Origin of the sequence: Streptomyces sulfonofaciens, from assembly GCF_014656295.1 — a bacterium.
Lineage (GTDB): Bacteria > Actinomycetota > Actinomycetes > Streptomycetales > Streptomycetaceae > Streptomyces > Streptomyces sulfonofaciens.
The window spans coordinates 152,973-176,212 of record NZ_BNCD01000012.1 but is presented as its reverse complement, the minus strand read 5'-3'; the positions used below and the strand labels follow the sequence as shown (position 1 = coordinate 176,212).

General features: G+C 74.0%; 13 protein-coding genes. 8 read left to right on the top strand and 5 right to left on the bottom strand.

The window, feature by feature from the left end; genetic code table 11:
* Positions 1-2: 2 nt before the first annotated feature.
* On the top strand, positions 3-1,976 hold the full coding sequence (locus tag IE313_RS20490) for an amidase (protein ID WP_189934305.1): 1,974 nt from the start codon (positions 3-5) through the stop codon (positions 1,974-1,976).
* The gene (locus IE313_RS20485) at positions 1,973-2,140 is read left to right on the top strand and encodes a hypothetical protein (protein WP_189934303.1); all 168 of its coding nucleotides are present in this window, start codon (positions 1,973-1,975) and stop codon (positions 2,138-2,140) included. The genes IE313_RS20490 and IE313_RS20485 overlap by 4 nt, the downstream gene beginning before the upstream one ends.
* A 226-nt stretch (positions 2,141-2,366) precedes the next feature.
* On the opposite strand, the gene IE313_RS20480 is transcribed toward IE313_RS20485, so the two are convergent.
* Positions 2,367-3,455, bottom strand: a complete 1,089-nt coding sequence (locus tag IE313_RS20480; protein WP_189934301.1) for a LacI family DNA-binding transcriptional regulator — start codon at positions 3,453-3,455, stop codon at positions 2,367-2,369.
* 440 nt (positions 3,456-3,895) lie between these two features.
* Here IE313_RS20480 and IE313_RS20475 point away from each other — a divergent pair, with 440 nt between their 5' ends.
* From IE313_RS20475 to IE313_RS20465, 3 genes are all read left to right on the top strand, one after another.
* On the top strand, positions 3,896-5,950 hold the full coding sequence (locus IE313_RS20475) for a glycogen debranching N-terminal domain-containing protein (protein ID WP_189934299.1): 2,055 nt from the start codon (positions 3,896-3,898) through the stop codon (positions 5,948-5,950).
* A 514-nt stretch (positions 5,951-6,464) separates the two neighbouring features.
* Positions 6,465-7,166 (top strand): SH3-like domain-containing protein, encoded by a 702-nt coding sequence (locus tag IE313_RS20470; protein ID WP_189934297.1) that lies wholly within the window; start codon positions 6,465-6,467, stop codon positions 7,164-7,166.
* Entirely contained in the window at positions 7,163-7,771 is a 609-nt protein-coding gene (locus IE313_RS20465) for a nitrile hydratase subunit alpha (RefSeq protein ID WP_189934295.1), read from the top strand. The genes IE313_RS20470 and IE313_RS20465 overlap by 4 nt, the downstream gene beginning before the upstream one ends.
* A gap of 149 nt (positions 7,772-7,920) precedes the next feature.
* On the opposite strand, the gene IE313_RS20460 is transcribed toward IE313_RS20465, so the two are convergent.
* Positions 7,921-9,516, bottom strand: coding sequence for a flavin monoamine oxidase family protein (locus tag IE313_RS20460; RefSeq protein WP_189934293.1), 1,596 nt, complete (start codon positions 9,514-9,516; stop codon positions 7,921-7,923).
* Between the two features lie 397 nt (positions 9,517-9,913).
* Complete coding sequence (locus tag IE313_RS20455; protein WP_189934292.1) at positions 9,914-10,945, bottom strand: LacI family DNA-binding transcriptional regulator; 1,032 nt, start codon at positions 10,943-10,945, stop codon at positions 9,914-9,916.
* A 206-nt stretch (positions 10,946-11,151) separates the two neighbouring features.
* On the opposite strand from IE313_RS20455, the gene IE313_RS20450 reads away from it, so the two are divergent.
* From IE313_RS20450 to IE313_RS20440, 3 genes are all read left to right on the top strand, one after another.
* The gene (locus tag IE313_RS20450; RefSeq protein WP_373317031.1) at positions 11,152-13,731 is read left to right on the top strand and encodes a PA14 domain-containing protein; all 2,580 of its coding nucleotides are present in this window, start codon (positions 11,152-11,154) and stop codon (positions 13,729-13,731) included.
* A gap of 265 nt (positions 13,732-13,996) precedes the next feature.
* Positions 13,997-16,387, top strand: coding sequence for an RICIN domain-containing protein (locus tag IE313_RS20445; RefSeq protein ID WP_189934290.1), 2,391 nt, complete (start codon positions 13,997-13,999; stop codon positions 16,385-16,387).
* Positions 16,388-16,594: 207 nt separating this feature from the next.
* A complete protein-coding gene (locus tag IE313_RS20440; protein WP_189934288.1) occupies positions 16,595-17,794 on the top strand; it encodes a PP2C family protein-serine/threonine phosphatase in 1,200 nt (399 codons plus the stop codon).
* Between the two features lie 48 nt (positions 17,795-17,842).
* On the opposite strand, the gene IE313_RS20435 is transcribed toward IE313_RS20440, so the two are convergent.
* Positions 17,843-18,646: a DUF427 domain-containing protein gene (locus IE313_RS20435; protein WP_189934286.1), complete on the bottom strand. Its 804-nt coding sequence runs from the start codon at positions 18,644-18,646 to the stop codon at positions 17,843-17,845.
* Positions 18,647-18,883: 237 nt separating this feature from the next.
* Positions 18,884-22,228: a glycoside hydrolase family 172 protein gene (locus tag IE313_RS35330; protein WP_229924804.1), complete on the bottom strand. Its 3,345-nt coding sequence runs from the start codon at positions 22,226-22,228 to the stop codon at positions 18,884-18,886.
* Positions 22,229-23,240 lie beyond the last annotated feature (1,012 nt).

Genomic DNA, 23,240 nt, shown 5'->3' with positions numbered 1-23,240 from the left:
CGATGCCAGAGACACGCCCTTCGGACCTGCCGAGACCAGACCGGGCACACCGCGGCGCCACCCCGGACTCCTCCCCCGTCGCACACACCGCCCGCGGGTTCAGCCGCCGCGCCGTGCTCGGCGGCGCCGCCGCGGTGACCGGCGCCGTCGCCGTCGCCGCCACCACCGCGGCACCCGCCACCGCCGCACCCGCCGACACCGCGCCGGGCGGCGCGGCAGCCGCGTTCAACGCGGCCCTGCCCACAGTGGGCTCCATCAGGAAGAGGGCCAGGCTCGTCGACTACGAGGTGATCGAGCTGGCCGCGCTGCTGCGCGCGGGACGCACCACGTCGCTCCAGCTCACCCGCGCGTACCTGGACCGCATCGACCGCTACAACGGCGCCTTCGAGACCTACGGCGACAACGGCCTGTACAACGCCTTCGTCCGGATCGACCGCGACGGCGCGCTGGCGGCGGCCGCGGCGGCCGACGAGCGGTTCGCGAAGGCCCGCCACTCGCGCTCCGCGCGGGAGGCGCTCCCACCGCTCCTCGGCATCCCGATGGGCGTCAAGGACTCCGTGGCCGTACGGGGCCTCGAAGCCAAGGACGGCAGCCACGCCTTCGACGGCAACACCGCTCTGCGGGACGCCACCGTGGTCGCACGGCTGCGCGAGGCGGGCGCCGTGATCCTCGGGCACACCGTCTGCTCGGCGTTCTCCGGTTCCATCACCGGCACCTTCGCGGGAAACGCCTGGGGCCTGCCGTACGTGCCGGGCGGTTCGAGCCAGGGCAGCGGTGTCGCGCCCGTCGCCCGGCTGGCCGCGGCCTGCATCGGCGAGGAGACCGGCGGTTCGATCATCATGCCGTCCGCTGCCAACGGCGCGAGCGGCATCAAGCCGTCGCTCGGCACCTCCTCCGTGGCCGGCCTGATGCCGCTGTCGCCGGGGTACGACGTGCTGGGGCCGATCGCCCGCTCCATGCGGGACGCCGCGCTGGTCCTCTCCGTGATCCACGGCCCCGACCCGGTGAACGACCCGCTCACCCTGTCGGCCCCCGATCCGTTCCCCGCGCTGCCGCTCGCCCCGCGCGGCGGCCCCAGGCCCCTGAGCGGCCTCACCATCGGCATCCCGCAGACGGACTGGATGCGCACCTCGGCAGGCGTCCAGGTCGGCACACCGCCCCAGCAGTTGTACGACGACGACCACCGTGCGGCCTTCGAGCGGTTGCGGGCACAGCTCACCGACCTGGGCGCGACCGTGAAGGAGTTCGACGGCCTCGACGTGACGAAGCCGGCGAACGATCCGTACTTCGCCAGCACGGACGTGCTGGCGACCGTCGACGGCTCACCCGTCTCGCCGTCCTCCGCCGTGCTGAGCCCGAACCGCTACGAGATCCGGTACTGGCAGGCGGTGCAGGACTTCGCCGCGACCCGGCCGGCCGACCAGGCGGCCGCGCTCCTTGCGCAGTACGGCCGCAAGGGGCCCGGCGACACCGAGGTGTCCTTCGACTCCGCCGTCCGCTTCGGCGGCGGAGTCACGGCCGCGACCCGCGCCGAGGGCGAGCGGCGCAGACGCGCCCTCCAGGCCAACTACCAGGCGGCGCTGGACCAGGCGGGCGTGGACTTCATGCTCGTGATGAGCCTGGGCGCGCAGATAGGCAAGCGGTCCGGCGGCGGCTTCCCGGTCTACCGGGCGTACTACCAGCTCCCGAACGCGCTCACCTGGCCCATGGTCTCGTTCCCCGTCGGACACGACTCGACGGACGCGGGCCTGCCGATCACGGCACAGTTCTGGGGTCCCCGCTTCAGTGAGCCCGCGATCGTCCAGGCGGCGATCGACTACCAGCACCACCACCCCGAGTACCACGACGCGGCCCCGCCCGACCCGGCGCCGCTCCAGTCCGCGGAGCGGCTGCCGCTGTCCAGGGCCCTGAAGACGGCGGGCACACCGCCCGAGTACTCCAACGACCCGCTGGTGGCCGAGGAGGCACTGCGATGAGCTTTCTGACGGTGGGCTGGGGCCCAGTGGTCAACGCGGGTCTGCCGCCCCGGCACCCGGGCGACGGCAGCGCCCCGATCGCGACGGTCGGCTGGCTGCCGAAGCTGGGCACCGAGTTCTACCCGTATCCGCACGACGAGGCCGCGGTCCCCGACGCGGAGTGAGGCCGGCGGCTGCCGGCGGGGCGCGGCCGGCAGCCGTCGCCGGGAACGTCGGCCGGCACGGCACCGCACGCCGTGGTGTGCGGTGCCGTGCCGGCCGGGCACCGGGCCGTCCTGCACCGCCTGCTCCACGGATCGTCCGGCACCGCCGGCGCGAAGGCACCGTCGCCGGGCGGACGGAACAGGCGCACGCCCCGGTCATGGCGATCGGGGCGTCCGAGTGGCCCTCCTACCGGTGCGCGGGGGCCGGGCTTGCGCTGGAGGAGCGGATGATGAGGCGGGGGGCCAGCAGTCGTTCGGTGCTGGGCGCGGTGGAAGCGGAGGGGCGGGGGCGGGCCACGGCCGAAGTGGCGTCGAGGAGTGTGCTCATGACGTGCCGCCCGACCAGTTCGATGGGCTGGCGGACGCTGCTGAGGTCGAGTGCGGCGGCCGTCGGGGTGTCGTCGAAGCCGACGACCGCGATGTCCCTGCCGACTTCGAGACCCCACTGCTGGGCGGCGCGCAGCACGCCGACGGCGAGGGTGTCGGTGGCGGTGACGACGGCCGTGGGCGGCTCGGGCCGGGCGAGCAGGGCGTAGGCCATCTGGGTGCCCGCGGTGACCGAGTCCTCGCCCCTGACGTCGAGGGAGCGGCACTCGGCGGTGAGGCCGTGGCGCTCGATCGCGGCCTGCCAGCCCTGCGCGCGCCGGTCGCCGACGGTGTCGCCCGCCGGCCAGCCGACATAGCCGATCCGCCGGTGCCCGCGGTGCACCAGGTGGTCCACCGCGGCAGCGGTGCCGGCCGGGTTGTCGACGTCGACCCAGGCGTAGCGGTCGGTGCCCTGCGCGGTACGGCCGAAGGCGACGAACGGTACGCCGAGGCCCAGCAGGGCGTCGGGGCGTGCGTCGTCCGCGGTGACGTCGTACAGCACGAAGCCGGCCGCGCCGCCGCTGCGGCGCAGCCGGGCCGCCGCCTCGGCCTCCGCCCGGCCGTCGTCGGCCGTGAACAGCAGGAGATGGTGGTCGGCGGCGCGGCCCGCCTCCGCAAGGGCGTGCAGGAAGCGGTCGTGGATCGAGGCCAGGGCGCCGGGCGCGAGGGGTCTGATGCGGTAGCCGATCATCCGTGAGGCGTTGGCGCGCAGGTCCTGGGCCACGCGGTTCGGCTGGTAGCCCAGCTTGGCGATGAAGTGCTCCACGCGCTCGCGGGTCTCCGCGCGGACCCGGCCCGGTGCGTGCAGGACGTTGGACACGGTCTGCCGGGAGACCCCGGCCGCCACGGCGACGTCCACCAACGTCGGCTGGACCGCGGTCGCCACGTCCGGCCGCTCCTGCTCTGCCACGTTTCCCTCGCCTTCGTCGCTCCCGCGCCGTCGCCGTACAGGCCGCGGCTGCCACCCGGCCCACGTCATTGTCCCGTGCCCGACGCGGCCCCGGACCCGTTCCGCGGACCGCCCCGGTTCTCCGGGGCCCGGCTCCGCGCTCTGCGGGGGCCCGGCTCCGCGGGGGCCCGGCTCCCACCTGCCCCGGCCGCCCGCGCACCCGGCACGCGGCCGCGGCCCGAGCGGCCCTGGTCCGCCGGGCGCCCGCCGTGGCCCGCAGGCCCGGGCTCACACGCTCCCACCCATCCGGCGCCCCCTCCGCGAGGCCCGGCCTACCCGGCCCCGGCGCGGCAGCCCTGGCGCGGTCCCTCCCCATCAGGTACGGTTCCGGCCATATTGCACGTTCAAATTTTACGCTGCGGCACAGCCCCCGAGGGGCGGCCGCGGTGCTCGGAGGCGAAGTGAGCCACTACCGCCAGCCCCCTCTGCACGAGCTGGTCACCGTCCTGCGGGCACCGTCGGTGTGCCTGAGCGCGGCGGACGGCCAGATCCGCGGGGAGGGGCTCGACGGCTTCTACGACAGCGACCGCAGGGCCGTCTCCCACCTGGAGGCCGAAGTGGACGGCGCCACGCTGGTGCCGGTGGGACGGCGGATGGACGGCGCCGCGGAGGCCGTCTTCAGCGCCCAGGTACGGCCCGGCACCGCCGAGGGCGCCCCGGTGCTGCTGCACCGGCGCCGCACGGTGGACGCGGACGGCCTCGCGGAGCGGTTCGAGCTGGTGAGCGCGGGCGGGGAGCCCGTCACCGTCCGGCTGCTGGTGCGATGCGCCACCGACCTCGCACCGGTGCACGAGGTGCGCGGCGGCCGCCCCCCGGCGCCGGTGGCGCCCGAACCCCTGCCGAACGGAGTCCGCTGGACCGGCCGCGGGCAGGAGGTGACCCTGACCGCGGACCGCCGCCCCGACTCCGTGCGCGCCGCGGACGGCACCGCCGAGCTGGCCTTCGCCCTCACCCTCGCCCCCGGGCAGCCGCTCTCCGTCCACCTGCGCGCCCGCCCGCGCGCCACCCCGGCCGGCGCACCCGGCCGCGGCTCCTCCGGCGGCACCGGCCAGGGCGCCCCGACCGCCGGGGACACGCGGCCCGCCGGCGACACCCCGGCCCCGGGGGAGTCCTTCCTCCCGCTCGCCGCCGACGCCCCGCCCGTCCTCCCGGCCCTCCCGCACGGCATCGAGCCGCCACGCGACCCGCTGCGGCGCAGGCTGCTCGAGGTGAGCCTGCGGGATCTGGAGGCGATGCTGCTCGCCGACCCGCGGGACCCCGCTGACACGTTCGTGGCGGCCGGCAGTCCCTGGTACTTCACCCTCTTCGGCCGGGACTCGCTGTGGTCCGCCTCCCTGCTGCTGCCGCTGGGCACCCGGGTGGCCGCGGGCACCCTGCGCGCGCTGGCCCGCCGGCAGGGCACCCGCAGCGACCCGTCCGCGGACGAGCAGCCGGGCAAGATCCTGCACGAGGTGCGCCGGGAGACGCTGCGCCTGCGCGACATGGTCATCCCGCCGCGGTACTACGGCACCATCGACGCGACCATGCTGTGGGTGCGGTTGCTGCACGACGGCTGGCGCGCGGGCCTGGACCCGGCACGCGTCGAGCCGCTGCTGCCGCACCTGCGGGCGGCGCTGGAGTGGGTCACCGAGCACGGTGACGCGGACGGCGACGGCCTCGTGGAGTACCGGCCCTCCGGCCACGGCGGACTGGCCAACCAGGGCTGGAAGGACTCCGCGGACGCGGTCCGCTGGGCCGACGGGCGGCACGCGCAGGCGCCGCTTGCGCTGTGCGAGGTCCAGGCGTACGCGTACGCGGCCGCCGTGCAGGGCGCCGACCTGCTGGAGGCGTTCGGCCGGCCGGGGGCCGACCGGTGGCGCGACTGGGCCGCCCGGCTGCGGGAGCGGTTCCGGGAGGCGTTCTGGGTGCACGACGCGTCAGGGACGTACCCGGCGATCGCGCTCGACGCGCACAAGCGCCCGGTGGACGGGGCCGCGTCCAACATGGGCCATCTGCTGGGCACCGGGCTGCTGACCGGCGAGGAGGCCGCACTGGTGGCCGCGCGCCTCGCACAGCCCGACCTGGACTGCGGCTACGGGCTGCGGACGCTGTCGGCGGCCAGCAAGGCGTTCGACCCACTCAGCTACCACTGCGGCAGCGTGTGGCCGCACGACACCGCCATCGCCGTGCTCGGGCTCGCCGCCGAGGGGCACCACACGGTGGCCCGGTCCCTCGCCGAGGGGCTGCTGGCCGCCGCCGAGCCGTTCGGCTTCCGCCTTCCGGAGCTCTACGGAGGCACCTCGGCCCGGGACGGCGAGCCGGTGCTCGCCTATCCCACGGCCTGCCGTCCGCAGGCGTGGGCCGCGGCCGGCGCGGTCGCGGTGCTGGGCTACCTGGAAGGCTGGCCGGCGGGCCGCGGCTCTGCCCCGGCCCGCGACCCGGGCCCCGGCACCGGCTCGCTCCACGGCGCCGGCTAGGACCCGGTCTCCGGCCCCGGCTCGGGCCTGGAGCGTCGCCCCCCGCCCGGCCGCCGGCCGCGGGTCCCCTCATGGCTCCGGGCCCGAGCCAGTCTCGGCTTTGAACGCTCAAACACACCCTCACCCGCGTCCTCGCCCCGACCATGCACCCCGCGCATGCCGCCGGGGACGGCGCCGGCCGACCGGGAGGCCGCCGCAGGAAGCCGACAGGGAAACGGGGCTGGCGCCGCGCCCACAGCGGTGGGTGTCACGGCGGTGTGCACCGCCGCGCCGTACACCGTCGTCCCCGGGCACGGTGCCGCGCCGCGCGGGCCCGCGGGGCGTACTGGCAGCTCCGGCCGTTCAGGTGAAGACTGGTGACGCATGGGCACGCCGGTGGCAGCGGATGCCCTCTGGTGCCCGGGCCGGGCAGGTCGGCGGGCCCGGCCCTGAAGGCGCCGGCGGCACGGGCCGTCGTCTCCCGCGGCAGCCACCGGTCCACGTTCCGGCACACCCGCGCAGAAGGGCAGCAGCCGTGCAGAGTAGTCCACCGCCGAACGCGGCCGGTCCGCTTCCGGCCTTCCAGCTCAGCGGGCGCCACGACATCGACGACCCGATCCCCGGCATCGACGACGCGGCGCGGTTCCACGAGGGCTGGGAGGCGCGGATCTTCGCCCTGATGCGCACCGCGGTGGCCGACGGCCTGATCACCACGGACGAGTTCCGGCACACCGTCGAGCGGCTGCCCGCCGAGAGCTACCACGGCATGACGTACTTCGAACGCTGGCTGCACGCCGTCCAGCAGCTCTGCCTGGAGAAGGGCCACATCAGTGCGGCCGACCTCGCCGCCGGCCACGCGAGGGCCGCGGCGCACGCGCACGCCCACCCCTCCCCCGCCGCGGCGTCCTTCGCACCGCGCCCCGAGGCCGGTGTCCAGGTACCGCCCGTCGAGGAGCGGTTCGCCGTCGGCGCCCGGGTACGGCTGGAGGACGGCCCCGGCGCACACCACCGCATGCCTGCCTGGGCCAGGGGCCTGACCGGTGTCGTCACCTGCGTCCGCGGGCACTTCCCGCTGCCCGACCTCGTCGTCGACCGGCGCGGTGCGGCGGGGATGCACTGGCGCTACGCGCTGTACTCGGTGCAGGTACCCGCCACCGACGCCTTCGAGGACGCCGACCCCAGGGACGTGCTCGCGCTCGACGCCTACGACCCCTACCTCCAGGAGGCCGCGCGATGACCACCCCGGCCGGCAAGCGGCAGGAGCTGACCACCCGCGTCGCCGCGCTGGAGAACGCGCTGACCGCCGCGGGCAAGGTGGCGACCGCCGACATCGACGACACCGTCGACCTGTACACCAACCGGCTCGGCCCACGCCTGGGTGCCGCCATGGTGGCCCGCGCCTGGTGCGACGACGACTACCGGCGGGCGCTGCTCGCCGACGCCACCGGGGTGCTCCGCGAGGAGGACCTGGGCGATGCGGCGCGGGGCAACAAGGGCCTGCCGTTCCTGCACCTGGTGGTGGTCGAGAACACTCCGGCCGTGCACAACGTCGTCGTGTGCACGCTCTGCTCCTGCTACCCGCTGGCCCTGCTCGGGGCGCCGCCGCGCTGGTACAAGAGCGACGCCTACCGGGCCCGCGCCGTGCGCGAACCGCGCGCCGTGCTGGCCGAGTTCGGAGTACGGCTGGAGGCCGGCACCTCGGTGCGGGTGTGGGACTCCACCGCGGACTGCCGGTACATGGTCCTCCCGCAGCGGCCGCCCGGAACCGAGGGGCTGACCGTGGACGAACTCGCCGCGCTGGTCACCGTCGACTCCCTCATCGGCACCCGGCGCCGGCTGTAGCGGTCCGAGAGGGAGCGCCGGTCGTGCGCAGCACGCCGGAGCGGCGCACCGGGACGGGACGCGCGGGTGCCCCGGGCGCGGGGCCGCACCCGGGGCGCTGCCCGGTTCCGGGGGACTGCCGTGGTCGGCCTGCCGGGCCCCGGCGCGGATCAGGCCCGGCTGTTGAGGACGCGCTGGTGCAGTGCGGTGACGGCCTTGCGGGCGGAGGCGAAGGCGCCGTGCTGCCAGGCGTCCAGATGGCTGAGCCAGTCACCCGCGAAGTAGACGTGGCCGGTGGGTTCGTTGAGGGGCTTGTAGCGGGGTGCGTCGGGGCCGTCGGGCGTGGTGTGCCAGGCGGCCTCCTGGTACGGGAACTGCCGCCAGTGGTGGGAGAAGGACGAGGCCAGTTCGGTGCGGTACGCGTCGCCGTAGATCCGCACGCCCGCCTCGACGGCCCGCTTCTCGCGGGCCGCGGGGCTGAGCGCCGCGTAGGAGTCGGCGGCGGCGCCGGTGTTGTAGTAGCCGATGATGACGCCGCGCTCGCCGTGGAAGCCGTGGGACGGGTGCCAGATGTGGGTGACGTCCAGGTCGGTCTCGGTGATGCCGCCGTAGATGTGGTGGTCGGTCTCCCACCAGCGCGAGGAGTACTCCAGGCCGATCTTGCCCGCGGAGGACGGGGTGATGGCCTCCAGCGCGGACTGCACGCCGGTACCGAGGTTGTGCGGCACCTTGGCGAGGAGGTTCGGCGGCATCGCCGCCACGCAGTAGTCGGCGTCGATGGTCCTGGCGCGCCCACCCTGGGTGTAGGCGACCGTGACACCGCCGGCCCGGTCCGTGATCCCGCTGACGGCGCAGCCGGTGCGTATCTTGTGCGCGCCGACGGCCTGGGTGAGCGCGTGGGGGATGCGGTCCATGCCGCCGACGGGCTGGAACATCAGCATGGCCTGGTCGAACTCGAACTCGAAGGCGAAGTAGCGGCCGACGCCGGTGGCGAAGATCTCCGAGGCGGTGGGCAGGTCCCCGTACTCCACACCCGGGGTGCCCGCGGCCCCGGGGTAGACGGAGTAGCCGCGGCGTGAGCTGCCCGTGTAGTCGAGGCTGTCGCCGAGGTCGCCGTAGTCCTTGAGGAACTCCACGAGCCGGTCGCGGTCGTCCGTGGTCAGTGCCTTGTCGAGGGCTCCGGAGTCGGTGGCCTTGGCCAGTAGTTCGCTGACGTAGCCGAACATGTCCGCCTTGGCCGTGCGGTAGCGCATGGGCCGGGTCATACCGGCGGACTGGTTGAACAGGTAGGCGTCGGCGTTGACGTTGGTGAAGACCTCCACGGGCACTCCGAGTTCACGGCAGTAGTCCAGGGTGATCATCCACTGGGCGATCCTGGCCGGTCCCGCGTTCATGTACTGGCCCTCGGAGAAGCGCGCCGTCTGCCGGTTGCCGTACAGGTCCACGGTGGTGTCACCGCCTCTGACGGTGAAGTTCCGGCCACCGGTCCTCTCGCGCGCTTCGAGGACCGTACACGCGTAGCCCGCCTTGCCGAGTTCGTAGGCGGTGGTCAGCCCGGCGATGCCGCCGCCGAGCACGACGACCTCGGCGGCGGATCTGCCCGTCAGGGTGAAGTCGCCGGCCCGTGGCGCCTGGAACGGGGCCTGCCGGGCGGCCGCCGCTGCGGTCGGTGCCAGCCCCAGGGCGCCCATGGTGGCGAAGAGGGTGCCGGCCCCCGCGGTGGCCCCGACGGCGCGCAGGAAGTCACGGCGCTTGAGCTGCGTCATCTTTCGATCCCCTTTCGTTGCAGTGCGCAGGGGACTGTGGCAGCGCCGTGTTACACGAGATCATTTCGCATATGTCACCCGGGTAAGACCCGAAACTCCGTACGAACATTTCAGGCCGCTCCTGACTCGTCTGTGCCCCCAAGTGATGCCCGCTGACCACCGGGTGACGGGGGATCGGGCGGCCTCGGGCATCCGGGCCCCGGGTTCCGGGCCGAGGCGGGAGATCCGCGCCAGGACGGCCGGCACGGCCGTCCACGCGTTGCGACAACCGGGCACATCCCCGGCGCAGCACGGCATTCCAGCACCGCGGTCCCCCGCTGCCGTGCCGGTCAGCGCGGCCGGCACAGGTCGGCAGAGACCGGCGCAGGTCGGCACAGGTAAGCGCTGTCGCCGCCGGTCAGCGCGCCCGGCGGCCCAACGTGCTCTCGCGCTCCACCAGCGTGAATCCGGGCTGCAACTCACGGGTGGGCCGGGGCGACTCGGCGTTCTGCGCGCTCTTCAGCCGGCCGACCACGGACTCGACGGCCAGCCGGGCGATGGCCTGCTTGTCGGGGGCGACGGTGGTGAGGGTGACGGCGCCGTAGCGGGACTCGGTGATGTCGTCGAAACCGACCACCGCGATGTCCTCGGGCACTCGGAGGCCCCGTTCGAACAGCACGCGCATCGCGCCGATGGCGATCAGGTCGTTGTAGGCGAAGACCGCGTCCGGGACCTGCCCGGAGTCCAGCAGATGGGCCATGGCGACCGAGCCGTCCTCGTGGTCCCAGCCGTGGGTGGTGGCCACCAGCGCCTCCTCGGCCGGCACGCCCCACGCGGCCAGCTCCGTCTGCCACCCGAGCAGCCGCAGGTGGGCGGGCTGGTGGGTGCGGTTGAGGCGGGCGCCGAGGAAGGCGATACGGCGCCGCCCGAGGCCCAGCAGATGGCGCACGGCGACCCGGGCGGCGGCGACGTTGTCGATGGCGATGTGGTCGTAGGGCAGGTCGTAGCGGCGCTCGCCGAGCAGCACCAGCGGTGCGCTGTCGGTGCGGGCGGCCAGGTCCTCCGGCTCCAGCTCCAGCGGGCTGAGGATCAGGCCGTCCATGACGCGGGCGGAGAAGCCCTGGCAGACCTGGACCTCCTGTTCGCGGCGGCCCTGGGTGTGGTCGAGCAGGACGGTGTACTCGTGCCGGGCGGCGGCGTCGATCACGGCCGCGGCCAGCTCCGCGAAGTAGGCGTTGCCGAGCTCGGGGACGGCGAGCGCGATCAGTCCGGTACGGCCCTTGCGCAGATGACGGGCCGTCAGGTTGGGCCGGTAGCCCAGCTCGTCGATGGCGCGCCGCACCCGTTCCCGCATGGCCGGGGTGACGTGCGGGAAGTCGTTGACGACGTTGGAGACGGTCTTGACGGAGACCCCCGCGCGCTGCGCGACGTCCCTGAGACTGACACTCATCTGCTGTCCTCCGGCGACGTGTCGTGCATCTGGACAGCGTGCAGGAGGCGTGCTGTCATGCCAACGGCCCTTGTTTACAACGATATACAAGATGGTGTGGCAAAGGGCAGAGCCAGCACCCGCTTCTCCGTTGCGGAGGTACCGTGCACTCACCGTCCCCGTCCCCGCGTCCGTTACGGCGCCGTCTGCACGCCTGGGCGGCTGCGTTGTTCACGGCGTGCGCCCTGGTCGCCACCGCACTGGGTGGCCCGGTCAGCAGCGCGGCCGCCGCCGGGCAGGCCACCGCGGTCCATGGTCTCAAGGGCGAGTACTACACCCAGAGCGCCCCCGGTGCCTTCGACTTCGGCACGCTCAAGGCGACCGCCTTCGACCCTTCCCTCACCTTCGACGACCTGGAACCCAGGCTGCTGGCCCGCACCGGCCGCAGCGACGACGCGAGCGTGCGCTGGACCGGCCGGCTCTCTCCCGGTCGAACCGGCGAGTACGTCCTCTCGGTCTCCGCCGACAACGGCTTCCGGCTGCGGATCGACGGCGGCCTCGTCATCGACCACTGGGTCGACGACTGGGACAGCGAACAGAACTCCGCTCCGCTCGCCCTCCAGGCGGGCCGCGCCTACGACATCGAGCTGGAGTACTTCGAGCACACCGGAGGCTCACATCTCCATCTGAAGTGGACACCGCCGGGCGGCGAGAAGCAGCCTGTGCCGCAGTCCGCCTTCACCCTGCCCGACGGCTTCGCCTACGACGGCCCCACCGACGTGGCCGTCCAGCCGGACGGCAGGACCCTCACACTCGACTTCGCCCAGCGGATAGCGGCACCCGCGGCAGGGCTCGACGACCACCTCGACATCGTGATCGGCGGCTCGCGCTGGCCGCGCGGCACCACACGGCTGGACCCGGCCGACCCCACACGGCTGATCGTGCCGCTGAGCGAGCCGGTCGTGGGCGGCCACGGCGGCCAGGCCGACATCCGCTACGACGGCGCGGGCGGCCTCACGGACGCCACGGGCAAGCCGGTCGCCGGTTTCTGGACGAGCGGCGGCAACGACTCCACGTACGAGCTGCGCACCAGGTGGGCCGACGACGTCTCCCCCGCGAACGCCCACCCCGAGTACCCGCGGCCGCAACTGACCCGCGACGCCTGGCGGAACCTCAACGGCACCTGGCAGTTCGCGGCCGCCGGGGCCGGCGAGCAGCCGCCGTTCGGCAGGCAGCTCGGGGAGCGGATCCTGGTGCCCTACCCGGTGGAGTCGCAGTTGTCGGGCGTACAGCGGCACGAGGACCGCATGTGGTACCGGCGCACCTTCACGGTGCCGGCCGGCTGGCAGGTGGGCGACGGCAGGCGGCTCCAGCTCAACTTCGACGCCGTCGACTGGCAGGCCACCGTCTACGTCAACGGCCACCGGGTCGCCGCGCACGAGGGCGGCTACGACCGGTTCAGCGCCGACGTCACCGACGCCCTCACCCGCGGCGGCCCGCAGGAGCTGCTCGTCGGCGTGTACGACCCCACCGACGCGGCCGCCGGCGAGAACCCGCCGATCGGCAAACAGCGCCTGGACCCCAGCGGCATCTGGTACACGCCCACCTCGGGCATCTGGCAGACGGTGTGGATGGAGCCCGTCGCACCGGACCACGCGGCAGACATCGCGACCACGCCCGACCCGGTGCACGAGACGGTCGGTGTCTCGGTGCGCGGCGTCAGGACCGGCGTGCCCGTCACCGCCGTCGCCTACGACGGCTCGCGGGAGGTGGGCCGGGCGAGCGGCACCACGGGCGGCGCGCTGTCCGTGCCGGTGCCCCACCCGCACCTGTGGACGCCCGACGACCCGCACCTGTACCGGCTCGACGTCACGGTGGGCCGCGGCGCCCCGGCCGACCGGGTCGGCAGCTACTTCGGGATGCGCTCCATCGAGGTGAGGACGGTGGACGGCACCCCGCGCACCCTGCTGAACGGCAAACCCGTCTTCATGATGGCCACCCTCGACCAGGGCTTCTGGCCGGACGGCCTCTACACCGCGCCCACCGACGAGGCCCTGGCCTTCGACCTGAGGACGCACAAGCAGCTCGGCTACAACGCCGTGCGCAAGCACATCAAGGTCGAGCCCGACCGCTGGTACTACTGGGCGGACAGGCTCGGCCTGCTGGTGTGGCAGGACATGCCCGCGATGAACACCGTCGACCCCGCGCCGGCCGCCCGCACCGAGTACGAGCACGAACTCGCGGAGATGGTCCACCAACACGACAGCCACCCGTCGGTGGTCGTCTGGGTCACCTTCAACGAGGGCTGGGGCCAGTACGACCAGGCCCGGATCGCCGACTACGCGAAGCGGCTCGACCCCACCCGCCTGGTCGACAACATGAGCGGGCTCAACTGCTGCGGCGCCGTGGACGGCGGCAACGGCGACATCGCCGACGCACACGGCTACCCGAGCCCGCTGCTGCCCGCACCGGACGGCAGGCGCGCGCTGGTCAGCGGCGAGTACGGCGGCCTCGGCCTGGCCGTTGCCGGCCACTCCTTCCCGGTGCAGCAGAGCTATGTATCGGTGGACCCGGCCGTCTACACGGACACCTACCTCGACCGGCTCAGGGAGGTGGAGCAGCTCACCGCCTGCCACGGCGGCAACGGCGCCGTCTACACACAGATCTCCGATGTGGAGGGCGAGCTCAACGGCCTGCTGACCTACGACAGGGCCGTACTCAAGCCCGACGCGAGGCGCCTGAAGGCCGCCCACCGGGCACTGATCGAGGGCGCCGAGGCGGGCACGCTGACCTGCACCGCCCCCTGACGAGCCGGTCCCGCGCCCGGACGCGGCGCGGGACCGGCGCGCCGGGCGCGCCGGTTCGGCGGGCAGCCAGGGCCCCGCGGGCCCGGTCCCGCCCTGCGCGGCCGGCGTGCGGCCCGTGCGGGCTGTGCGCGTCCCCACCGGCCGGTGGGGACGCGCGCGGCGATGCGGCGCAGCCGCGTCTCGCCGCCGCCCCCGCGCTCCTGTGCGTCCGGCGGCCCCCGCACACCGCGAGCTCCCTCTCACCCCCGACAGGAAGGCACTCGCCATGGCTCTCACCAGACGCAGCCTGCTGGCCTCCGGCGCCCTGACCGCCGGCGCCGTGCTCACCCCCGGCACCGGGGCCGCGGCCGGGGACCGGGGCGAGGCCGGCGCCCCCGTGCCGACCGCGTTCACCCGCCTGCCGCCCGGCAGCGTCACCCCGCGCGGCTGGCTCGCCCACCAGCTCGCGCTGCAGCTTCGGGGCCTGTGCGGGCGTTATCCGGGGCGGTCCCACTTCCTCGACTTCGACAGCACCGGATGGGTGCACCCGGAGCGGGACGGCTGGGAGGAGGTGCCGTACTGGCTGCGCGGCTACGTGCCGCTGGCCATCGCCACCGGCGACCGGGACGCGCTGGCCACCGCACACGGCTGGATCGACGCGGTACTCGCCACCCAGCAGCCCGACGGCTTCTTCGGGCCCGCCGCACTGCGCACCCATCTGAACGGTGGGCCGGACTTCTGGCCGTTCCTGCCCCTGCTGATGGCGCTGCGCACCCATCAGGAGCACTCCGGTGACGAGCGCGTGATCCGGCTGATGACCCGCTTCCTACGGTACATGAACGCCCAGGGCCCGGGCGCGTTCGACAGCGGTTGGGTCTCCTACCGGTGGGGCGACGGCCTGGACATCGCCCTGTGGCTGTACGAGCGCACCGGGGACGCCTTCCTGCTCGACCTCGCCGACACCATGCACACCCACGGCGCCGACTGGACGGGCGCCCTGCCCACCCCGCACAACGTCAACATCGCGCAGGGCTTCCGCGAGCCCGCCCAGTACGCGCTGCGCACGGGCTCGGTCGAGCTGACGCGGGCCACCTACCGCGCGTACGACGACGTGCGCAACGCCTTCGGGCAGTTCCCGGGCGGCGGCTTCGCCGGGGACGAGAACCTCCGGCCCGGCTTCGGCGATCCCCGCCAGGGCTTCGAGACCTGCGGGATCGTGGAGTTCATGGCCAGCCACGAGCTGCTCACCAGGATCACCGGCGACGCGGTGTGGGCGGACCGCTGCGAGGAGCTGGCGTTCAACATGCTGCCGGCCGCCCTCGACCCCGAGGGCAGGAGCACGCACTACATCACCAGCGCCAACTGCGTGGACCTCGACGACGCGGTCAAGACCCAGGGGCAGTTCCAGAACGGCTTCGCCATGCAGTCCTACCAGCCCGGTGTCGACCGGTACCGGTGCTGCCCGCACAACTACGGGATGGGCTGGCCCTACTTCGGCGAGGAGCTGTGGCTCGGCACGCGGGACGGCGGCCTGGTGGCGTCGATGTACGCGGCGAGCACGGTGACGGCGCAGGTCGCCGGCGGGGCGCGGGTGACCGTGACCGAGGACACCGACTACCCGTTCGGCGAGACGGTCACCCTCACCCTCGCCACCGCGGCCCCGGTCGCCTTCCCGCTGCACCTGCGCATCCCGGGCTGGTGCCGCGCGCCCCAGGTCGCGGTGAACGGCCGCCCGGTGGCCGCGCCGGAGGGACCGGCCTTCACCAGGATCGACCGCACCTGGGCCGACGGCGACACGGTCACCCTGCGGCTGGCCCAGCGCACCGCACTGCGCACCTGGTCCGGCGGCCACGGCGCGGTCGGCGTCGAGCACGGCCCGCTGGCGTACTCCCTGCGGATCAGCGAACGGTACGTCCAATACGCCGGTGACGACGACTTCCCCGAGTACGAGGTGCACGCCACCACCCCGTGGAACTACGGCCTCACCCGCGGCGGCGCCCTCACCTTCTCCCGTGCCGCAGGCCCCCTCGCCGAGAACCCCTTCACCCACGAGGGCACCCCGGTCCACATCACCGCCGAGGCCCGCCGGCTGCCCGAGTGGGTCGCCGACGACGAGCACGTGGTGGCCCCGCTCCAGCAGAGCCCCGCACGGAGCACCGCCGCGGTCGAGGAGGTCACCCTCATTCCCATGGGCGCCGCCCGGCTGCGGATCACGGCCTTCCCCACCACCGCACCGGACGCCGACCCGTGGACCCCCGAGCCGCCCTTCAGGCGGATCCTCAACAGGAACAGCGGCAAGGTGCTCGCCGTGGACGGCATGTCGACGGCCGACAGCGCCCGCGTGGTGCAGTTCGACGACACGCCCACCGGCGATCACGCGTGGCAGCTCCTCGACCGCGGCGCGGGCCGGTACGCCATCCGCAACGGCCAGAGCGGCAAGGTGCTCGGCGTCGACGGGATGTCCACCGCGAACAGCGCCCAGATCGTGCAGTTCGAGGACAACGGCACCGCCGACCACCTCTGGGAGCTGCTGGCGGACGCGGACGGCTGGTACCGCATCCGCAACGGGCACAGCGGCAAGGTACTCGGCGTCGACGGGATGTCCACCGCGAACAGCGCCCAGGTGGTGCAGTTCGACGACAACGGCACCGCCGACCACCTGTGGCGGTTGCTCTGACGCGCCCGGGGCGGCCCCGCCCCGGCCGACGCCCGCCGACCCCGCCAAGGCCCTGGTGGACCCCGGGTACGAAGGGCGTTCGTAGGTGGCGGGGCCACCGGGGACGGCCGGTCGCGGCCGCCGCCCCGCCCGTGCGCTCTTCGTTCGCCCCGCACCCGGTGCACACTGGAGATGCGATTCATGTGCAGGCGTCTGGAATGGGCTGTGGTGAGGGATCGGGACAGCGGCACCCGGAGAATGCTGGCGGGCCTGCTGGACGTCATCGGCAACACGGCGCTGGACGATCTCACGGACGCGGTGAGCGAACAGGGCAGGAGCGCGGGCTTCGCGGAGGTACGGCTCTACATCGGCGATGTGGAGCGGCGCGCGCTGCACCTGCTGCCGGGTCGCGGCACCGCCGTGCCGGCGCAGCACACCGTGCCGATCGGCGGCACCCTGCCCGGCCGGGCCTACCAGTACGGTGAGGTGATCGCCGACCACGCTCCGTCGTCGACCGGCTTCCCGTACTGGGTGCCGCTCTCCATCGGTCTGGAACGGGTGGGGCTGATGCTCGTCATCAGCACGGAACCGGGTGACGGGGTCGCCGAGGACGCACGGCTGCTCGCCCCACTGGTGGCCATGGCCATCGTCAGCAAACGCGGGCACAGCGACACCTACGCGCGCCTGAACCGCACCCGGTCGATGAACGTGGCCGCGGAGGCGCTGTGGCATCTGCTTCCGCCGCGTACCTACCAGGACTCCCGGGTGGCCCTCACCGCGACCCTGGAGCCCTCGTACCAGATCAGCGGTGACGCCTACGACTACTCGCTGGACGGCCCCCTGATCCATCTGTCGATCTTCGACGCCATGGGCCACGACACCGCCGCGGGCCAGGTGGCCGCCCTCGCGCTCGCCGCCGCGCGCAGCGCCCGGCACCGCGGCGCGGGCATCGCCGAGGCCGGGTACGCCATCGAGCGCGAGCTCAACACCCAGTTCGACGGGGTCCGCTTCGCCACCGCGGTCCTCGCGACCCTGGACACCCGCTCCGGCATGCTGAGCTGGGCCAGTTTCGGGCACCATCCGGTGCTGCTGCTGCGCGGCGCGGAGGGCGTCAGGCTGCAGTGCCGGCCGGCCTATCCGCTGGGCACCGGCCTGCCGGGCCTGGAGACGACGGTCTGCCACGTGGGGCTCGAACCCGGCGACCGGATCGCGCTGTACACGGACGGCATCACCGAGGCCCGCCGGCCCGGTGCCAGGGAGTTCGGTATGCACCGCCTGATCGCGTACCTCACCCGGCACCACGCCGACGACCTGAGCGTCCCCGAGACGGTGCGCCGCTTCGTGCACGCCTTCATCGACTACCACGACGGGCACCTCCAGGACGACGCCACCGTGCTGCTGTGCGAGTGGCTGGGGCCCGACATCTGAGGCCGCCGCCCGGCGCGGCGGCCGCGGGTGCGCGGCGCACGGCACCGCTCAGGTGGCGGGGCGCTCCTTGCCGGCCGGCTTGCCGATGGGGACCGGACGCGGTTGCAGCTTGTCGTCGACGTAGAGGTCGACGTGTTCGTTGAAGAACGCCACCATGGTCGCGATCGGGGCGAGCTGGCGGGTGGGGAAGTCGTAGACCCAGGCGAGGTCGGTGTAGCGCGCGCGGTCGGTGGTGACCGACCAGTAGCCGCTGGTGGTCCCCTTGTACGGGCAACTGGTGACGGTGTCGCTGGGGGCCAGACGGGTCCAGTCGACGTGGACGCGGGGCAGGTAGTAGCGGGTGGGGAGGCCGGTCTCGAAGACCATCACCGTGTACGGTGCGTCGGCGAGCACGGCGCCGTCCAGCTCGACCCGTACGGTGGTGCTGGAGTGCAGCGCATCGACACGGGTGTAGGGGTTCCGGGGGTGGACGAAGATCCGCTCGTCCTCCTCGAACCAGGCGTCCAGGGCGTCCCAGCGGAAGCCGGTGTGGCCCACGACCGCCTCCGGCGCGCCCTGCTCCCACACCCAGGCCGCGCCGTGGCGGGTCTCCTCGCCGAACATCAGGGTGTGCCGCCGGGCGGGTCCGGCCGCCAGCGACAGCGTCTGGCCCTCGTCCGCGAGGGCGCCTTCGGCGATGTCCTCCGGCGGAACGGCGTACTGCGGGTAGCCCGGCCAGAGCCACACGTACCAGGCCCGCCGGGTGTCGAAGACCGGCTGGCCCGCGAGGAATCCGCGCACCCGGCGCGGCACGGGCTCGACGTGCCCGATCGGCACGATCATCTGCGGGTAGTCGGGTACGTACTCCGGCATGGGCCCTCCCGTCGCCTCGTCAGCCCGGCGGGGACGGCGGTGCACACGGGCCGGGCGTGGCGGCAGCGTCCGGCGTCCCGCCGTCTGACTTCCTATCAGAGCCCCGGCCGACGGGCGGGGTGGACACGCAGGGGGGGCGGACAACCCACGGCGGGCGGCACGGCCCCGGCGCCGGCCGACCCGCGTCCGCCGCGTCTGCGCCGGCCGCGCGGGGCGGGCCGACGCCCGAACCCGCCGTCAGGCCACGGACTGCACCTCGCTGGGGCGCGGCCACTGGTCGCCGACGGCGAAGCGGTCGTGCCACGTCCCGGCGCCCGGCGCGAACCTCCCCCCGTCGGACAGCGCCACCCGCACATCGCCGGTGTCCCCGCGGCTGAAGGCGGCGATGTCGGCCCGGCCGTCGCCGTCGAAGTCGCCGACCCCGGGGACCTGGTCGCCGGCGGCGAACCCGTCGTGCCACTTCCAGGCGTTCTGGACGAACCGGGTGCCGTCGGAGAGGGACACGTAGACGTCCGCGGTGTCGCCGCGGGTGAAGGCGGCGATGTCGTCCCTGCCGTCCCCGTCGAAGTCGCCCACCGCCGGGACCTCGTCGCCCACCGCGAAGTGGTCGTGCCAGAGCCAGCCGTCCTGCCGGAACAGGGTGCCGCTGGACAGGGACACGTAGACGTCGGCGGTGTCGCCGCGGGTGAAGGCGGCGATGTCGTCCCTGCCGTCCCCGTCGAAGTCGCCCACCGCGGGGACCTCGTCGCCCACCGCGAAGTGGTCGTGCCATTTCCGGGGTGCGCCGAAGGAGGTGCCGGTGGACAGGGCCACGTACACATCGGCTGCCGCCCCGCGGGTGAAGGCGGCGATGTCGTCCCTGCCGTCGCCGTCGAAGTCGCCGACCGCGGGCAGCGCCGCCCCGGACGCGAAGTCGTCCTGCCACGTGGTGCCGTCCCCGGTGAACGCGGAGCCGTCGGACAGCGCCACGTACACGTCGGCGGCCGCCCCGCGGGTGAAGGCCGCGGCGTCCTCGCGGCCGTCGCCGTCGAAGTCGCCGGTCAGCGGGATCCCGTCACCGGCCGCGAAGTGGTCGTGCCAGAGCGCGCCGTCGCCGGTGAAGGAGGATCCGTCGGACAGTGCGGCGAGGACGTCGGCCGCTTCGCCCCGGGTGAAGGCCACGGCGTCGTCGCGGCCGTCCGCGTCGAGGTCGCTGCGGGTCGGTGTGCCGCTGCGTCCCGAGACCACCGGGCCCAGTTGGGCCGTGCGGCCCGCGGTGTCCACCGCGACCACCCGGTAGTGCCGGCTCCGGCCTGCCGGCAGCGGCCCGTCGGTGAAGCCCAGCGTGTGGGCGGTACCGAGCAGCGTGGCCGTGCCGATCGGGACGTCGGCGGAGGCGGAGCCGTAGACGCGGTACTCGCGCACCGCGGTGTCCTCGCGCGGTTCCCACCAGGCCAGGTGCAGGGCGTGATCGGTGCCGCCGCTCAGCGTGGCGGCACCGGCACCGGCCGCGGGCGCTGCCGCGTCGGTGTACGCGGTGACGAGGCTGTCGGCCGCGTAGCGTGCCGCCGTCCAGGGCGGCGCGCCGGCCGCCGGCCGCAGTTCCACGGTGATCCGGCTCCTGCCCGCGGTGGCGCTCGCCGGGATCGCGAAGGTGTCGGACAGCCAGCGCTGGGCGGGATTGCCGAGCGGCTGCGTCCAGGTGCCCACCTCGCTCCCGTCGACGAGCACCGCCGCCGACTGGCCGGCCGCGGCCTGGTCACCGGTGCGGCGCAGCAGTACGCCCTGGTTCCGCCGGTCCAGGGCGAGTTCGAAGGAGAGCGGCGAGGAGGTGGCGCGCACATCTGCGCCGACCGACACGTCGTCCGCGTCGCCCTCGTACACGGAGGCGAGGGTCGTCCGGGTGGCGCTGCCGCTCTCCCGGTACGAGGCGGCGGCCCTGCTGGCCGGATCGCCGGTGTCGAGCACGGTGGTCCTGTGCACTCCCGCACCCTCGGACGGGTCCTTGGCGTACAGGAACGCGGTGGAGCCGTAGACGGCGGCCGCGTCGTCCTGGGCGCCGTGCTCGATGCCGAAGCGCAGCGCGGAGGAGTAGGGCACGGCATCGGCCAGCATCAGCCGGTAGGCGCCGTCGCACTCGTAGGGGCAGCCGTCGGCGGTCTTCTCGTGCTTCGGGTTGCCGTTCAGGGGGTTGGTGTAGGTGCCGCGGTTGAAGTACCAGCCGGACTCGTAGAAGTCCTCGGTGCCGGTGCCGTGCAGTTGCGGGCTGAGCTGGCCGTCGGTGTGGACCCGCTCGTCGCCTTCCAGGTAGCCGCGGGTGTTGCCGGTGGGGATGCGGCCCTGCATGGTGTCGGAGACGCCCACGAACTTGCCGCGTCCCGTCCGGTCGGAGAACAGCCAGTCCTGGCCGGCGACGGTGTCGCCCCGGTGGGACTCAGCCGTGAAGTGGCCCGCGCCTCCCGCGGCACCCAGCGCGGCCGCCCACCGGCCGTCGGGCGCGGAGGTCACCTCGACGTCGACGCCGGACAGCGCCCGGCCGGTGCCGTTGACCAGGCTGACCCGGGCGTCGCTGCGGTACGGCATCGGCCACCAGGTGGTGTACCAGCCGTCCGCGGTGGCGTCCATGGCGAACAGCAGTGACCGTACCGGGCTCTCCCCGAGGCCGGAACCGAAGAACTCGCCGACCGGTGCGTCGGCGGTCTGCCGGCCGTCGAAGCCCAGCCGCAGTCTCAGACCGGCCAGCACCGCGTCGGTGTCCTCGCCGTCGGGGATCCGGATCCGCAGGGCGCTGATGCTGCCCGGGCCGCCCAGCCGTGCCGCCTCGCTCCGCCCGCCGGCCGGGAGGTCGAGCGTCCTGCGGGCGGTGGTGCTGCCGGGACGGACGGGCTTGGGGTCCCTGGTGCCGGCCGCCCTGAGCATGTCGAGCACGTCGGTGGCGGGGTCGGAGGGGTCGAAGCGCGGTACGCCCACCGCGTCCGTGAAGTGCCGGTAGGTGACGTGGTAGAAGAGCGGGTTGTGCTGGACCGTGACGCGCATCGACGCGCGGTAGGTCATCGGCACCTTGACGTACACACCGCCGGAGGACTGGTCGGCGTCGGCCACCAGCGGGTACACGAAGGGTGCGCCGAGCCTGCCGTCCACCACGTCCTGGAGGGGTGCGTCGAGCACGGTGGCGCCGTCCAGCTCGACGGTGAGGGTGCCGGTGGCGGTGACGTCCCCGTTGTCGCGGGTGAACCAGATGGAGGAGATCTCCCCGGCCCCGTGGTCCTCGGCGAGGACGCAGCCGGACGGGGCGGTGCTCAGGCAGGAGTAGGTGCCGTCGAATCCGTCGCCGTTGCCGCCGGTCCTGTCGAAGCTGGAGTACTGCCGGGTCAGGGTGCCGGGGCTGAGGTACGGCAGCCGGTCGAGCCGCCGGTAGGTGTCCCAGCCGACGGGCCCCTTGTCCGGACCGGCCCCGGGCCCGTGGGCGGGTGCCGGGGCGGCCTGGGCCGGTGCAGGTGCGGCCTGGGCCGGTGCCGTGAGGGACAGGGCGGTGAGCAGCACTCCCGCGAGGAGGACCACGAGGGGCTGCCAGGGCCCGTGGTGGGTCTTTCGGCTTCTCATGCTTCTTCCCGCTTTCTCACAGGGGGCGTCTCGCCGTCGGGACCGAGGAGGTCGTGCCGTGCCGCGGCGGTGCCGCCGTTGCCGGACGCGGAACCGGTGGAGGGGGCGTCGCTCACATCATCGGCGGCGCCGTGGGTGAAGGTGGCGAGGGCGTTCCTGCCGTGGCCGTGGAAGTCGCCCGCACAGGGGAACTCACCTGCGGACCCGGGATGCCGTCCGCGACCGGACGGGGCCGGCGGCGGTACGGGCGCAGGCGGGTACCGCCGCACCGGCGGGGGGCAGGCCCGCGCCGAGTGCCGTCGCCGCTCCCGAGCGGGTGCGGAGGCTTCCCGGGACTCCCATGGACGGCCTTTCCTGGTTCGGGGGCGGCGTCACCGAGGGCCCGTGCCCCTGCGCGCCCGTGGCGTGGCAGCCGGGAACCCGCGGGTGCGGGTGCGCCGCAACCGCACCCGGGCGGGCGGGTGCACGGCGCTCTCCGGTGGCTCGGGCCAGGCCCCCGGGGGCGAGGAATCGATTTCATTCCGGAACGTAGTATTCTTACATGTTCGCGTCAAGGCGATCCGTCCTGCGAACCGGGCACATCGGCGAGTGGTCGACTTCTGTGGTCTTTTCAGTCGTCACGAGAGACGGACATCCTCATGACGGGCACCGAGCCCGGCTGAAATCGATTCCTCCCACAGACGCCCACCGCGCACCCGCGCACCCGCGCACCGCCCGGACCACCCGGACCGCCCGGACCGCCACCACCGGATCGGCACCGGCCGCGTACGACCGGCCCGCCACGGGCGGAGCGCTCCGCCGCCGGGGTGCGGACCGGGCCCGCCGGTTCGGGGCGCCGGGTGGCGTGCCGCCGTTCGGGGGTCGGCCGTCATGGTGACGACTCTGCAAATAATTTTCTTCTCCCTTGTGCAATCGGGGAAGTTTCCTTCAACGTGGACGCCGCGCCCGGATGAGCGGGCGCTCCTGTGTTGGCTCCGGGCGAGACGTGGGACGGAAGTTCGTGAGGAGAGAG